General features: G+C 31.9%; 14 protein-coding genes. 8 read left to right on the top strand and 6 right to left on the bottom strand.

What is annotated here, in order from left to right:
• Positions 1–33 precede the first annotated feature (33 nt).
• From HW119_RS04005 to HW119_RS03985, 5 genes are all read left to right on the top strand, one after another.
• Entirely contained in the window at positions 34–960 is a 927-nt protein-coding gene (locus HW119_RS04005; RefSeq protein ID WP_177761395.1) for a hypothetical protein, read from the top strand.
• A gap of 107 nt (positions 961–1,067) precedes the next feature.
• Positions 1,068–2,219 carry a dicarboxylate/amino acid:cation symporter gene (locus HW119_RS04000; RefSeq protein ID WP_177761394.1) on the top strand — a complete coding sequence of 384 codons (1,152 nt, stop codon included), beginning with the start codon at positions 1,068–1,070 and terminating at the stop codon, positions 2,217–2,219.
• Positions 2,220–2,225: 6 nt separating this feature from the next.
• On the top strand, positions 2,226–2,783 hold the full coding sequence (locus HW119_RS03995) for a DNA-3-methyladenine glycosylase I (RefSeq protein ID WP_177761393.1): 558 nt from the start codon (positions 2,226–2,228) through the stop codon (positions 2,781–2,783).
• Positions 2,784–2,786: 3 nt separating this feature from the next.
• Complete coding sequence (locus HW119_RS03990; protein ID WP_177761389.1) at positions 2,787–3,437, top strand: queuosine precursor transporter; 651 nt, start codon at positions 2,787–2,789, stop codon at positions 3,435–3,437.
• 196 nt (positions 3,438–3,633) lie between these two features.
• Complete coding sequence (locus HW119_RS03985; RefSeq protein ID WP_177761385.1) at positions 3,634–4,434, top strand: T9SS type A sorting domain-containing protein; 801 nt, start codon at positions 3,634–3,636, stop codon at positions 4,432–4,434.
• A gap of 62 nt (positions 4,435–4,496) precedes the next feature.
• Here the strand turns inward: HW119_RS03985 and aat are convergent, their stop codons facing one another.
• From aat to HW119_RS03970, 3 genes are read right to left on the bottom strand one after another with little or no spacing between them, the layout of a single operon-like run.
• The gene (aat, locus tag HW119_RS03980) at positions 4,497–5,138 is read right to left on the bottom strand and encodes a leucyl/phenylalanyl-tRNA--protein transferase (protein ID WP_177761383.1); all 642 of its coding nucleotides are present in this window, start codon (positions 5,136–5,138) and stop codon (positions 4,497–4,499) included.
• Positions 5,139–5,179: 41 nt separating this feature from the next.
• Positions 5,180–5,713, bottom strand: a complete 534-nt coding sequence (locus tag HW119_RS16895; protein ID WP_177761381.1) for a DUF3127 domain-containing protein — start codon at positions 5,711–5,713, stop codon at positions 5,180–5,182.
• Positions 5,714–5,716: 3 nt separating this feature from the next.
• The gene (locus tag HW119_RS03970) at positions 5,717–6,601 is read right to left on the bottom strand and encodes a flavin reductase family protein (protein ID WP_177761379.1); all 885 of its coding nucleotides are present in this window, start codon (positions 6,599–6,601) and stop codon (positions 5,717–5,719) included.
• A 159-nt stretch (positions 6,602–6,760) separates the two neighbouring features.
• Between HW119_RS03970 and HW119_RS03965 the strand changes: the two genes are divergently transcribed.
• Positions 6,761–8,431, top strand: coding sequence for an alpha/beta hydrolase-fold protein (locus HW119_RS03965; RefSeq protein ID WP_177761377.1), 1,671 nt, complete (start codon positions 6,761–6,763; stop codon positions 8,429–8,431).
• 81 nt (positions 8,432–8,512) lie between these two features.
• Positions 8,513–9,661, top strand: coding sequence for a sensor histidine kinase (locus HW119_RS03960; protein WP_177761376.1), 1,149 nt, complete (start codon positions 8,513–8,515; stop codon positions 9,659–9,661).
• A 23-nt stretch (positions 9,662–9,684) separates the two neighbouring features.
• Here the strand turns inward: HW119_RS03960 and HW119_RS03955 are convergent, their stop codons facing one another.
• Positions 9,685–10,074: an HIT family protein gene (locus HW119_RS03955; RefSeq protein WP_177761374.1), complete on the bottom strand. Its 390-nt coding sequence runs from the start codon at positions 10,072–10,074 to the stop codon at positions 9,685–9,687.
• A gap of 3 nt (positions 10,075–10,077) precedes the next feature.
• Positions 10,078–10,554, bottom strand: coding sequence for a transcription elongation factor GreA (greA, locus tag HW119_RS03950; RefSeq protein ID WP_177761372.1), 477 nt, complete (start codon positions 10,552–10,554; stop codon positions 10,078–10,080).
• A 141-nt stretch (positions 10,555–10,695) separates the two neighbouring features.
• Here greA and HW119_RS03945 point away from each other — a divergent pair, with 141 nt between their 5' ends.
• Positions 10,696–11,109, top strand: a complete 414-nt coding sequence (locus HW119_RS03945) for a hypothetical protein (protein ID WP_177761370.1) — start codon at positions 10,696–10,698, stop codon at positions 11,107–11,109.
• Positions 11,110–11,153: 44 nt separating this feature from the next.
• On the opposite strand, the gene HW119_RS03940 is transcribed toward HW119_RS03945, so the two are convergent.
• On the bottom strand, positions 11,154–13,331 hold the full coding sequence (locus HW119_RS03940; protein ID WP_177761368.1) for a TonB-dependent receptor: 2,178 nt from the start codon (positions 13,329–13,331) through the stop codon (positions 11,154–11,156).
• Between the last annotated feature and the right edge of the window lie 6 nt (positions 13,332–13,337).

The raw sequence follows: 13,337 nt of genomic DNA, 5'->3' as shown, positions 1-13,337 counted from the left end.
ATTAGTCTTCTAAACAAAAAGTATAATTATATTATGAAAAAAATTATTTATTCTATTTTAACATTAAGTTTGATTTTAACAGGTTCGTTATCTGTTACCTCTTGTGGAAGTGATGATAGTACAACAACGGTAACACCTAATCCAGAACCAGAAGATAATGAGCCTCAGACACAAACTTTAGTTGTTACGGCAAGTGCTACTTCAGGATATTTAGGTGACGTCATAACGTTATCAGCTACACTTGATGGTGCTGCTATTACGAGTGGTGTAACTTATTATGTAGATGATGTGGCAATTTCTGGAAATACATTAACTTCTGATGTTGAAGCAGATTTGTTGGTTAGTGCCAAATACCAAAACGTTACGAGTGATTATGTTACAGTTTCTTTTGAAGAAAATCCTTTTTTAGATATAGAAGGCGTTGGAAATTACTCATATAATGGAACAAATGTTGTTATTAACGGTGCTTTATTGAGAGCTATTAATGCTTTTCCAGATGGTAATGGAGGTTATACAATATGGTGGATTCAAGAAGGATGGACAGGAAATAATCCTTCAACCTCTGAAAACTATATTGCAGTTTCATTTGATACCCCTGCGGTTGTGGAAAATAATCAATTAGTTAGTTATGAGCTTCCTGGAGCTAATATGAATACATATTATTCAATTGAGACCGCTTTGATAAACGGTCAATTAATGGTAAGTGATCAATTTACTGGTGGTACTGGTGTTGTTACTTACAATGCATTTGATGGAGAATCTAATCCTGCAACTGCTGATTTTAATATTTCTGTGACGGGAACTCATAATATTTTGTTCAATTATGTTGGTGATATTTCTCCAGTTGCATCAGCAAGAGCTAAGTCTGTTAAAGGAAATAAGCATAATTTGCAAATCAAGTCTTTAAAAGATAAAGAGTTGGTGAAACAAGAATTATTAAATAAAATACTTAAAAAATAATTTAAATTAAAACCCAAATCATTCGATTTGGGTTTTTTCTTTTTTATCTATATTTCGATTTTTTATTTTTGTAGCTTTGATAACATTATTCACATAATGTATTTTTCATGAAGCTTTATAACAATCTGCTTTTTCGTGTTATTCTTGCCATTGCACTTGGAATATTAATCGGAAGTGTTGCAAATGCAAATTTCGTTGGTGTTTTTGTAACAATCAACGCACTTTTTAGTCAGTTTTTGGGATTCATAATTCCTTTGATAATCGTTGGTTTAATAATTCCTTCTATCGGTAATTTAGGGAATCAGGCTGGTAAAATGGTTGGAATAACTGCTTTGATTGCTTACGGGTCGACTTTGTTTGCTGGTTTTCTTTCTTTCGGAACGAGTATGGCATTCTTTCCAAAATTACTTGAGAATCAAAAAATAAGTCAAGTTGCAGAAGATCAGGCAATTCAACCCTTTTTTGAAATTGCTATTCCACCATTTATGGACGTGATGTCTGCATTAATATTTGCATTTATTGTAGGAATTGGTTTAGGGAAAATACAAAAATCGGTTTTACTACAAGCAAGTTTGGAATTCGAAAAAATCATCAATATGATTATCGAAAAGGTAATTATTCCTTTTTTGCCAATTTTCATTTTCGGAATATTTTTAAATATGACACATTCTGGTCAAGCGTTTGTAATTTTGAATGTGTTTGCCAAAATAATTGTTGTTATTTTTATTTTGCACATCGCCGTACTTTTAATTCAGTTTATAGTCGCTGGACTGATTACTGGTAAAAATCCAATAACGAGTTTAAAATTGATGTTACCAGCTTATTTTACTGCTTTGGGTACGCAATCTTCAGCAGCGACTATTCCAGTAACTTTAAAACAAGTGCAAAAGATTGGAGTTTCAGACGCAATCGCAAAATTAGTTGTTCCACTTTGTGCTACCATCCATCTTTCGGGTAGTACGTTGAAAATTGTAGCTTGTTGTATTGCTTTAATGATGATTCAAGGTATGCCAATTGATTTTTTCTCTTTTTCTGGATTTATATTAATGCTCGGAATTGCAATGGTTGCTGCTCCTGGTGTTCCAGGTGGCGCAATTATGGCAGCTATCGGAATTATTGGAACAATGCTAGGTTTTGATGCACAAAATCAAGCGTTGATGATTGCGCTTTATATCGCTATGGATAGTTTCGGAACGGCTGGAAATGTGACTGGAGATGGAGCTATTGCAATGATAATGGATAAATTTTTTAAAAAATAATTAAGTATGAAAAGATGTGGTTGGGTTTCAACGGATGAATTATACATCAAATATCACGATGAAGAATGGGGGAAACCCGTTTTTGATGATGCCGTTTTATACGAATTTTTATTATTAGAATCATTTCAGGCTGGTTTAAGTTGGATAACAATTTTAAAGAAACGTGAAAATTTCCGTCTAGCTTTCGATGGTTTTGATTACAAAAAGATTGCAAATTACAATCAAGAAAAAATTGACGAATTACTTTTAAACGAAGGTATTATTCGTCATCGTGGAAAAATTGAGGCAGCTATAAATAATGCCAAATTGTTTCAAAATATTCAAACCGAATTCGGAAGTTTTTCTGATTATCTTTGGGCGTTCGTGAATCATCAACCGCTTTTAAATGCTTTTCAAACTTTAAAAGATGTTCCTGCTAAAACTGAAATATCAGATGCAATTGCCAAAGATTTAAAAAAGCGTGGATTCAAATTTATGGGGTCAACAACAGTTTATGCGTTTATGCAAGCAGTTGGATTGGTTAACGATCACGTTTCAGATTGTTTTTTTTTTAAAAAGGAATAGGTTTTGGAATTAACTAAAAAGCAAATTGTTTACATCATTCTTGGTGGATTATTTATTACAAACGCTATTGTTGCTGAATTAATTGGCGGAAAGTTAATAGAGATTGGTCCGTTTATTCTTAGTGTTGGAATTTTACCTTGGCCTATTGTATTTGTTGTAACCGATTTAATCAATGAACACTTTGGAAAGCAAGGTGTCAAAAAACTTACCTTTTTAACCACTGGATTGATTATCTATAGTTTTATAATCTTGTTTCTTGCAATGATTATTCCCGCATCTGGAGTTTCTGCAGTTACTGACAATGCGTTTAATCAAGTCTTTGGACAAAGTATGTGGATTATTGTAGCAAGTGTTATTGCGTTTGTAATTTCTCAGCTTTTGGATGTTAGTTTATTTCATTTTTTTAACCGATTAACTGGCGGAAAACACATTTGGTTGCGAAGTACTGGTTCTACAGTTATTTCACAATTGTTTGATAGTTTTATTGTATCTGGAATTGCCTTTTGGTTAACTGGAAAAGTTTCTACTGCCGATTATATTAACATGGCAGCAACAGGATATAGTTTTAAACTTGTTTTAGCTATTGGATTAACACCATTAATTTATTTAGGGCATCATTTAATAAATAAATTTTTGAAAAACGATTTGGATTAATTCTTTTTTATATAGATTTTTAAAAGATGATTTATTTAAAAATTTTTAAGATTTATTTTGTTTTTAGTTGCTTTTTAATTCTTAAAAAAATATTTCTAAATAGGTTGTAAATGTTATATTTTAAATATATTTATTAAAAATTAACATTTTAATATTTTTTTTTGTACATTTACTTTTAAATGAAAAAAGAAAAGTTATGAAAAAAATTTTACTATTCTCAATGCTAGGTTTTGCATTGAACATGAATGCACAATCAGTAATTTTTGAAGAAGATTTTGGTATAGTTACAGCTAATACAAATATCGCTGATCATACTGATTTTGAAAACGGAGCGCCAATTGTTTTTACAGGAAATGCAACTTTAAGAAATACAACACCTTCTACAGGTTACACAGGCGCTTCTGGAGATGCTTGTGTTTTTATTGGAGCAGCAACTCCTCAACAAAGTATTACGATTGAAGGTATAAATACAACGAACTATACTGATTTAACATTAACTTTAGGACATTATAAAGGCACTAATGCCGGAAGTAATGAATTGGCAATTGAGGTAAGTGCTGATGGAACAGCTTGGACAGAATTGACTTATACTCGACCAACAGGAACAAATACTTCGAGTTGGATTTTAGTTGAGCCAACTGGTACAATTCCTGCAACTTCTAACTTGCGTTTACGTTTCACTAACCCATCAGATTCAAATGTTGGATTTAGAATTGATGATCTTAAACTTACTGGTGTTGATGCAACAGCTAATACTAAAAATGAGTTGAAAGATAAATTCAAGATTTATCCAAATCCAATCGCTGATGGAATGGTATATATCACAAATCAAAATAACGACGAACTTAATATTAAGCTATACGATATTACAGGTAAAATATTGAAAAATGTAAAAGCAACTGATAAAGTTTCTGTTCAAGGGTTTTCAACTGGAATTTACTTAATGAAAATTGAATTAAATGGGCAATCTATTACTAAAAAAATAGTTGTTAAATAATATTTATTTGGTGGTTAATAATGGCTGAAAAGAGTTAGCATACAATGCTAACTCTTTTCTTTTTATTTAAAAGTTTCTAAAATTTCCATAAAATCTTCACGTGCAGTTTCAAAGAAACCGAGTTGTTCTAGATATTCGTTATAAACCTGACCGTCAACTAAAATAAATTCATTTGCTTTTAGGTAGTTAACTAAAAAATCAAATCCTATTTTAGAGGCGTTCGAAACTTTAGAAAACATACTTTCTCCGCAGAAAATTCTTCCAACAATAATTCCGTATAAACCACCAACCAATTCACCATCTTGCCAAACTTCAACAGATAAAGCTTTTCCTAATTTGTGTAAATCTGTATAAGCTTCAATTATCTCATCTGTAATCCAAGTGCCGAATTGTCCGTTACGTTTTATTTGTTGACAATTGCGAATTACAGCTTCAAAATCTTGATTAATTGTACAAGTAAAAAGTTTTTGATTGATAAGATTTCGAACGCTTTTTTTTGATTTGTATGAGTTTATTGGTAAAACCATTCGATATTCTGGAGCGTACCAAGTAATAGGTTCGCATTCTTCATACCAAGGGAAGATTCCACTATTGTAAGCTAAAAGTAAACGTTCGGTAGATAAATCGCCACCAAAAGCTAAAATACCTGATTCGTGTGCTTCTGATACAGGTGGAAAGTAAATTTCGTTAGATAAAATATGCATAAAAAAATCCTGATTTGTAAAAATCAGGATAAAGATATGAATTAAAACGGTAAATCGTCTGGTTCTTCATTGTTTCCAAAATCTGGAGCAGGAGGGAAACCGCCTGGGCTTTGGTTGAAGTTGTTTTGTGGCGCTTGATTAAATCCACCTTGTTGCGGTTGTCCGTAAGCTTGTTGCGGTGCTTGATTGTATCCACCTTGTGGTTGACCATACGCTTGTTGAGGCGCTTGGTTGTATCCACCTTGAGGTTGACCGTAACCTTGTGGTGCTCCATAAGCAGGTTGTCCTTGTGGCGCTTGTTGTGATGGACGGTCGATTCTCCAACCTTGAATAGAATTAAAGTAACGAGTTTCTCCTTGTGGATTTGTCCATTCTCTACCTCTCAAGTTAATAGAAACACGAACAGGCTCTCCAATCTGAAAACCATTTAATAAGTCGCACTTATCTTGTGTGAACTCAATTAAAATGTGTTGTGGATATTGTTCTTCTGTTGTAACAACAATCTCTCTTTTTCTAAAACTTGCACTCACTTGTTGAGGCTCTCCAATCATTTTTACTCTTCCTGAAACTTCCATCTTCTAATTCTTGTTTTGTATTGATACTATTATTTTCCAAGCGTCTAAAACTTTGTCGTTATCTAAAAGTTCTTTTGCTTTTTTGTGAATTTCTTCTGTGTTGTTGCTTTCTAAAATCGTTTTAATCTCTTGATTGTCATTTAAAAAAGCTAAAACTTCATCGGTTGTAGGAATGTGTTCAATGTTTCCTAATTTACCCAAATCGTTTCCTACAAATATATTACTTTTTTTGATTTCTTCAGGAACAGAATCAACCCCGATTCCTAAAGTTGTTAATGGTTTTTCAACTTCAAACATTCCAGCATTTGCTCTGGTGTACCAATTGCCTCCCATGCGAGCAACTAAGTCAATTTTTGCTTGGTCGATAGCACCATTTTCATTTAAAATGTGTTCGCTAATGTGTATTTTAACCACTTCGCAAATCACTAAATTGCCAGCTCCGCCTTCGGTTCCTAAGGGTACTATTTGGTTTACTTTACATTCTAACTGCACCGGACTTTCAGCCACACGATAAGGTTTTACAACATCAGAAGCTACTTTAGTTAAACCTGCTTTTATAAACTCGTCAACTCCATCTCCATATTCTGTACTAGCTAAAGAAATTTGTTGTACAATGTCATAATTAACAATATTAATCACAACTTCTTTAGTAGCTTCAGCGTTAATTAAAGTGTGTTTTATGGTGTTGTTTCTAACTCTACGTGCCGGAGAAAAAATTAAAATCGGCGGATTAGAACTAAAAATATTAAAAAAACTAAAAGGAGATAAATTAGCATTTCCGTCTTCGTCAATCGTACTAGCAAGTGCGATAGGACGCGGGCCTACAGCAGCTTGTAAATACGCCTGTACTTGAACTGGAGTTAATTCTTTTGGTGTGATGCTTAACATATTTTTGATAATTCGGTTTGAAACAAATATAAAAAGATGAATTGAGTTTTTGATGATTTTATGATTATTTGTTAATTGAGAATCGAACTTTTATTGTCTCAATTATACAATTAATAAATTTTAAATTTTTATAGATTGGTATTTTAAATTTTTGAATGGATGAAAAATTTTATAATCGTAATTTGTTGTTTGTTTTTCTTTGATACTCAATCGCAGAATAGTTATTCTTTATTGGTGCAAAAAGCTCGTGATAAAGCATGGAATGCAAAAGAAAAAATAGATGATGAAGATGCATTAAAAATGTTTGAAGATGCTTTTTTGATGTTTGCTGATAGTATTAAAGGATCTGATGTTTATGAAGCGTCGGTTGTTGCATCTAAATTAAACAAGCGAGATAAAGCTTTTGTTTACCTCAACTCTCTTCTTAAAATAAAAAAAGAAGAAGACGGATATCCAACTTGGGATTATGTTTTAGGAAGTTATTCTAAGGAAGATTATCAGAATTTACTTGTCGATTTAAGGTGGAAAAATATACAGGCTGAAGCTTTATTATACAAGAAACAATTTATGGATAGTTTGATTAAACAAGAAAATGAATTTTATAATAGGATTTCTGTTGATTTTTCTAAAATTAAAAACCCTAAAAAACTATATAAAGTTTTAAAAGAGTTTCATCAATATGAACCTAAGTTAAATCAAAATTACTCCATACGTTTTAAAATTAATGACACTTTATCTTCTTCATTTTTTGTGCATCTACCTAAAAACTATAATCCTAAGAAAAAGTATTCGATGTTATTTTTTCTTCATGGTGCTGTAAGAGGAGGTCAGTTTACCGATTTTCAGTTAGAAAGTTGGAATCTAAAAAATTGGAATAGATTTTATACAAAATATGCGGATTTAAATGAAGTTATCTTGGTTTTTCCACAAGCAAATAAAGCTTTTAATTGGATGCTTTCTGATCAAGGTTTTTTTATGGTACCTCAGATATTAAAAAATATTAAAAAAAACATTAATATTGATGATGATCGCGTTTTTATTTCTGGACATTCAAATGGAGCAACTGGTGCTTTTTCATATTTGATGAAACAACCAACTCTCTTTTCAGGTTTTTACGGATTTAATACCTATCCCAAAGTTTTTACAGGGGGGACTTTTATAGAGAATATTAAAAATCGTTCATTTATAAATTTTTCAACAGATGAGGATTATTATTATCCACCAAATGCAAATGATGATTTTACAAAATTGATGCAATCCATAAAAGTTGATTACAAAGAATATCGCTTTAATGGATTCCCACATTGGCTTCCTGAATTTAATGAATCGGAAGAAGCATATCAAATCATGTTTGAAGATATGAATAACCGAAAAAGAAATTCTTTTCCGAATACCATCCATTGGCAGTTCGATGACGAAACCTATGGTCATATCGACTGGCTTTCTGATATAAAAATGGATACATTAAATAACAATTTAAGTAAAACTATAAATTTTAAAATTGAAAAATGGTTAGCTTATGATGCAAATGATAGTTTGATTTTCCAAGACGTAGAAAAACAAGCCTTTGATTTTCCAAGAAAGTCTGCGAAAATTAATGCAACATATAAAAATAATGTTTTTCGTTTAGAAACCACAAATGTAAAATCGTTAGTAATAAATATTTCTCCCGAGATGGTACAGTTAAACAAAAAAATAAAAGTTTATGTAAATGATAAGTTACATTTTAATAAGAGAGTTATTTATAATAAAATATTCATGCTAAATGAATTTGAAGAAAAAAGAGATCGGGAGCAACTTTGGATAAATTCAATACAAATTGAATTATAAATGTTTCCTTTTAAGAGAAAATCAAAACGGTTTTATTATATACTTACAAAAAATACTATCTTTAAATTTTAAAAGCCGTTTATGTTTTCAAAGAGAAGAATTTTTTTACGTTGGTTTATTATTGTTAGTTCGTTTCTTATTTTAACGTTGATTCTTTGGAATACCTATCTGTTGTTTCAAACATACAAAGAAGAAGAGCGAGATAAAATGGAAATTTGGTCGTCTGCTTATCAAGGAATTAATAATGCTAATGAGGAAACCGATGTTTCATTTCAAGGAATGGTTTTGAGTATGAATACGACAATCCCTATAATTCAAACAACTGCAAGTGATAGTATTCTTCAGGTAACAAACGTCGATGAGGATGTTACAAAGGATAAAAAGGCGCAATATAATTTATTGGGGCAATTAAAAACAGAAAACGAGCCAATTGTCATTGAACATCCAAGCGAAAATCAATACCTGTATTACGGAAATTCGTCTTTAGTTAATAAATTAAAATACTATCCTTTAGCGTTAATTGCGATTTTGGTTTTATTTGGAGGAGTTATTTTAAGTTATTTTAAAGCGAGTCGTGTTTCAGCGCAAAACAAACTTTGGGCTGGTATGGCAAAAGAAACCGCTCACCAGATTGGAACACCACTTTCTTCTTTGTTAGGTTGGGTTGAAATTATGCGTTTGGATAATGTCGATGAACAAACAGTTACCGAAGTTGAAAAAGATGTATATCGTTTACAAACTATTGCTGATCGTTTTTCTAAAATTGGATCAGAACCTATTTTAACGCCTTTAAATATAATTTCTGAAACCGAAAAATCTTATGAATATTTAAAATCGCGTGCTTCAAAACAAATTACATTTTATTATCAAACCAATGCAGACGAAGTAATCATTCCATTAAACAATGTGCTTCATAGCTGGACGATTGAAAATTTAGTAAAAAATGCCATTGATGCCATTAAAGGTAAAGGTGTGATTTTTATTAATATAAAAAACACCGAAAAATTTATTTATATCAATGTGATTGATTCTGGAAAAGGAATTCCTAAAAATATGTTTAGAAAGATTTTTGAACCTGGATTTTCTACTAAAAAGCGTGGTTGGGGATTGGGACTTTCGTTAACAAAACGAATTGTTGAAGAATATCATAACGGTGTAATTCGTGTAGTAAAATCTGAAATTGGAAAAGGAACAACTATTCAAATTGCCTACAAAAAAACCTCTAAGTAATTAAATACAAAGAGGTTTTTTTGTTATAAATGCGATGCGATTAATGCTGCTGTTGCAGCAAATTCTTCATTAGATAATGAAACTTTATTTTTAAATTGAATGTCTTGCATTTCTTGTAACGGAATTAAATGTACGTGTACGTGAGGTACTTCTAATCCGATTACTGACATTCCAATGCGTTTTGCAGGAATACTTTTTTCTAAAGCTTTTGCAACTTTATAAGAAAAAGCCATAAGCTTTGAATAAAGCACTTCGTCCATGTCAAAAATCTTATCAATCTCTTGTTTCGGAACGCATAAGGTATGACCTTTTGCATTTGGATTAATGTCTAAAAAGGCAATGAAATTTTCGTCCTCTGCTACTTTGTAACAAGGAATTTCACCGCTAATTATTTTTGTGAAGATTGATGCCATAACTTAGTCTCTAGAAATTTCTAAAACTTCGAATTTCAAAACACCATTAGGCACATTGATTTCTGCAATTTCACCTAATGATTTTCCTAATAAACCTTTTCCGATTGGAGAAGTTACAGATATTTTTCCAGATTTTAAATCAGCTTCACTTTCAGCAACCAATGTATAGGTCATTTCCATTCCGTTTGCTTGATTTTTAATCTTTACTTTTGATAACACTAAAACTTTAGAAACATCTAATTGGCTTTCGTCGATTAAACGTGCGTTAGCTAAAATTTCGTCCATCTTAGCAATTTTCATTTCTAATAAACCTTGAGCTTCTTTAGCTGCATCATATTCTGCATTCTCAGATAAGTCACCTTTATCTCTAGCATCTGCAATAGCTTGCGATGCTTTTGGACGTTCGATACTTTTCAAATGATCGATTTCGTCACGTAACTTTTTAAGCCCTTCTGCTGTGTAATAAGAAACCTTACTCATAATTTTACGTCATTTTTATAAAATAGAAAAAATCCCAACAAACGGGATTTTGTTTACTTTGATAATATATATTATTAATTTTCGTTTTTTACTCTATAGGTCAAAGTTAATTAATTAAATTTGTTTTCCAAATCTTTAATCATGAAAAAGCTAATTCTTTTCTTTTCAGTAGCTTTATTAATAATAAGTTGTACGAAAGATGACATTCGGTCGCAAAATCCGTTTCTGCCTGATTATGCAGTAAATTTTCAAATTAATATGAATCTGCCTACATATACACAATTGCAATATCCAGGAAATGCAATGATAATTTACGGTTATGGTATTAATGGAATTATTGTCTTAAATACTGGTTCTGGATATTTGGCTTACGAAGCTACATGTTCGAATCACGAAATTTTAGGATGCTCGGCTTTAACTTTAAACGGTGTTGAAGCAAGTTGTGGTTGTGATGAATTGGTTTATAATTTATATTTAGGAATTGCAGATGCACCTTATCCTTTGAAATCATATCGCGTAGTTGCAAATGGTTCGATGTTGACAATTTATAACTAAGTTCAAATAAAAAAATCCAACTTTTCACGGTTGGATTTTTGTTCTTAGAATTTAAGTGTAATTCCGCCAAGAATATTAAACATCGCTTGCGGATAATATCCAGCACCTTCTTTTGTTTTCGTTGCATTCGGGTTTGACCAAGTGTCATCGTACGTATAATAGTATCCGTTTGAAATGTATTTTACATTAAAAATGTTGTTCATCATCAAATTAAAATCAATTGAAGAAAACCATTTTTTAGTTTTTAGACTATAATTAAAAACCAAGTCGTTTGTGAAATACGAATCCAATTTTGAGTATTCAGAATCGGTATTTCCCATGTATTGTTCACCAACAAATTTTGTCAATAAGCTTATCGAAAAATTCTCAATCGGAAGATAAGTGAACGCATTTGAAGCTATTAAATTTGGTGAAAAAGCAATGTTTGTATTTCCTAAGTTTTGAACTTCGCCATCGATATGTGCTTTAAAATCGATGTTTTTATTTGAGCTCAATGTAATACTTGGAACCCAAATAAATTTATTTGAAATCGCCCAAGCGCCATCAATCTCAATTCCTAATCGGTAACTGTCACCACTGTTTTCACGAAGTGGCGCGCCAACATCACTTAAAGCTCCGGTTAAAACCAATTGATTTTTATAACGCATGTAATATCCGTTTACGTTTACTTGAAGTTTTTCGTTGCTTAATTTCCAACCCAATTCAAAATCATTTAAACGTTCTGGTTTTGGAGCGCCAGATTTATAATCGGTTCTATTTGGTTCTCGATTAGCTCTTGCATAAGAAAAATAAGTTTGTTGCTCATCGTTAATCAGATATGTTAAACCAGCTTTCGGATTAAAGAAATTAAACGTGTCGTTTACAAAACCTGTTTCTTCTCCATTTGCTTTGTAATGTACATTTCGATATTGTAAATCACCAAACAAAATCCATTGGTCTTCTAACGTATAAGTTGCTTTTGCAAATACATTAGCATCTGTTTTTGTAGCTTGATCAAAATAATATTGTTGTTCATAGCTGTACTTCACAGGCGCATCAACCCAAAGAATTTTTCCGTAATGATCTCCTTCGTACTTATTTGCGGCTCCACCAAACATAAAATCTAAATTTCCTTTTCTGTAGTTAGACGAAAAGGTAAAGCCGTAAAAATTATTTTTCAGAAATTTTTGTCTGATGATATCTGCTTCATCGATTTCATCATTATTCACAAAAGCATTAGGTAAGCCATAATCAGCTAATGTTTCTCCAACTTTATAATTTTCGTAATAACCAATTCCGGTAGTTAAATGTAAAGCAAAGTTGGTGTTCCAATTTGCGTTCCAACGTTGATTCCAATGCAATTGATAATGATTTTGGTCGTAATTGTCATTTTCATTATCATAGAAACGAATGTTTCCTTCGGCATCGATATATTCACCAGATGTATTATACGTTCGGTCGTTTTCAAGTTTGTCTTTATCCTCTAAACCGTTCCAAGCTTGATAGGTTTTTTGAGTTCCACCGAATGCTAAAGCTTTGACTAAAGTGTTACCGTCGATAAAAGCACCTTGTAAGAAATAGGATTTTAAATCAGATTTTGCTCGGTCAATATAACCATCAGAATTGATGTTCGATAAGCGTCCTGAAATTTCAACTGCGTTATTCATCAATCCAGTAGAAAACTTAACCGTGTGTTTTCGGGTGTTATAACTTCCGTAGGAATTGGAAATTTCACCCGAACTTTTTTCAGAAAAAGCATCGGTTAATAAGTTCAAACTTGCGCCGAAAGCTCCAGAACCATTTGTTGATGTTCCAACGCCACGCTGTAATTGTAGGTTTTCTAAAGATGATGCAAAATCAGGCATGTTAACCCAAAAGGATCCGTGTGATTCAGAATCGTTATACGGAATTCCGTTTAAGGTTACATTTACACGAGTAGCATCGCTTCCGCGGACGCGAATTCCAGTGTAACCAACTCCGTTTCCGGCATCGGTTGTGGTAACGACAGAAGGCATAAAGTTCATTAAAACCGGAATGTCTTGACCTAGGTTTTTCTTTGCGATTTCTTCTTTAGATAAATTTGAAAAAGCCATTGGTGTTTTTTTATTGGCACGAACCGCCTGAATTAAAACTTCGTCTAAAGTTTCAGAGTTTATAGAATCTTTAGATTGTTCGGTTTGTGCGTGAACAGTTGCTGAGAATAAAGTACCAGCAAGTGTAAATAACAAAAAATTTGTTTTCATTCGTAA

This window comes from Flavobacterium sp. I3-2, assembly GCF_013389595.1.
Taxonomy (GTDB): domain Bacteria; phylum Bacteroidota; class Bacteroidia; order Flavobacteriales; family Flavobacteriaceae; genus Flavobacterium.
The sequence above is the reverse complement of the archived record's forward strand: the minus strand, read 5'-3'. Positions and strand labels throughout refer to the sequence as shown.